The following is a 1,511-nucleotide window of genomic DNA, read 5'->3' as shown; positions in this document are numbered from 1 at the left end:
CGCCCTCACCGGCGCCACCCTCCCCGGCCACCGCGTCCGCGCCGCTCCACGTCCTCCCGCCGACACCGCCGATCCGGTCGATCCGGTCGCCTCCGCTGCTCCCGCCGGCGGCGCGAAGGCGGATCCGGAGGGGGAGGCGGGGCCGGGTGCCGGTGCTGAGCAGGGTGGCGAGGCCCGTGGGTACCGGGCGGTGCTGCGGGCGGGGCTCGGTGAGGTGCGGGGGTCGCCGCGGGCGCTGCGAGCCGTCCTGACGGTCTCGCTGATCACCGGCGTGACCGCCATCGACGAGTACGTGCCGCTGCTGGCCCGTGACACCGGAGTAGCCGCCGGCACGGTGCCGCTGCTGGTCCTGCTCGTCACCGCCGGCTGCGTCGCGGGCGGCCTGCTGACGGGACGTGGCGCACACCTGGCCCGGCGTGTCCTGGGGGTCGGCGCCGGCTGCCTGGCCGTGGGGGCGCTGTCCGGTCACCCGGCGGGTCTGGTGTTGGTCGCGGCGGCGTTCGGCTGCTTCCAGTGGGCCATGGTCGTGGCCGACGCCCGCCTCCAGACGGCGGTCTCCGACCGGTCCCGGGCCACGGTCACCTCGATGGTCGGGGTCGGCTCCGAGGTCGTCGCGGTGCTGGTCTTCGTGTCCTACGCGCTCGGCTCGTCGCTGGGCGCCGGTCCGGCGGCCCTCTTCGCCGTCGCCGCACTGCCCTACCTGCTGATCGCCGTGTCCGATATCCGCCAGTGAACGCCTCGGCGGCGGCGCACACTGGGAGACGTGATGGACGACGAGAGCAGGTACGAGGCGGTGCGCAGCCGGGACGCCCGGTTCGACGGGGTGTTCTTCACCGCGGTGCGCACCACCGGCATCTACTGCCGGCCGAGCTGCCCTGCGGTCACCCCGAAGCGCGTCAACGTGCGGTTCTACCGTTCGGCTGCCGCCGCGCAGGGCGCCGGTTTCCGGGCGTGCCGCCGCTGCCGCCCCGACACGGTGCCCGGATCGGCCGAGTGGAACGTCCGGGCGGACACCGTCGGCCGGGCGATGCGCATGATCGATGACGGCGTGGTCGACCGGGAGGGAGTCGCCGGACTCGCGGCGCGGCTCGGCTACAGCGCCCGGCAGGTGCAGCGCCAGTTGACCGCCGAACTGGGTGCCGGGCCGGTGGCGCTGGCCCGCGGTCGGCGGGCGCACAGCGCCCGCGTCCTGCTGCAGACGACCCGGCTGCCGGTCACCGAGATCGCCTTCGCGGCCGGTTTCGCCAGTGTGCGGCAGTTCAACGAGACCGTGCGGCAGATCTACGCCTGCTCACCCACCGAGCTGCGCGGCAACCGCAGACCGCCGGTGGAAGGCGACGGGGTGGCGCTGCGGCTCGCCTGCCGGGAACCGTACGACGCGCGGCACCTCTTCGACTTCCTGGGCCGCCGCGCCGTCGAGGGCGTCGAGGAGGTCACCGGGCCGCCGGGGGAGCGGCGCTACCGCCGGACGCTCGCCCTGCCGCACGGCCACGCCGTCGCTGAGGTGCGCG

General features: G+C 75.6%; 2 protein-coding genes. Both read left to right on the top strand.

Features of this window, described 5'->3' with window-relative positions; genetic code table 11:
* A partial coding sequence (locus ACYVE9_RS26330) for an MFS transporter (RefSeq protein WP_461030399.1) occupies positions 1-733 on the top strand: 733 nt, incomplete at its 5' end.
* Positions 734-766: 33 nt separating this feature from the next.
* A partial coding sequence (locus tag ACYVE9_RS26325; RefSeq protein ID WP_461030398.1) for a bifunctional transcriptional activator/DNA repair enzyme AdaA occupies positions 767-1,511 on the top strand: 745 nt, incomplete at its 3' end.

The sequence above is a fragment of the Streptomyces sparsus genome, from assembly GCF_054776295.1.
Note: the sequence above shows the minus strand (reverse complement) of the source record. Positions and strands in the feature narration are given on the sequence as shown.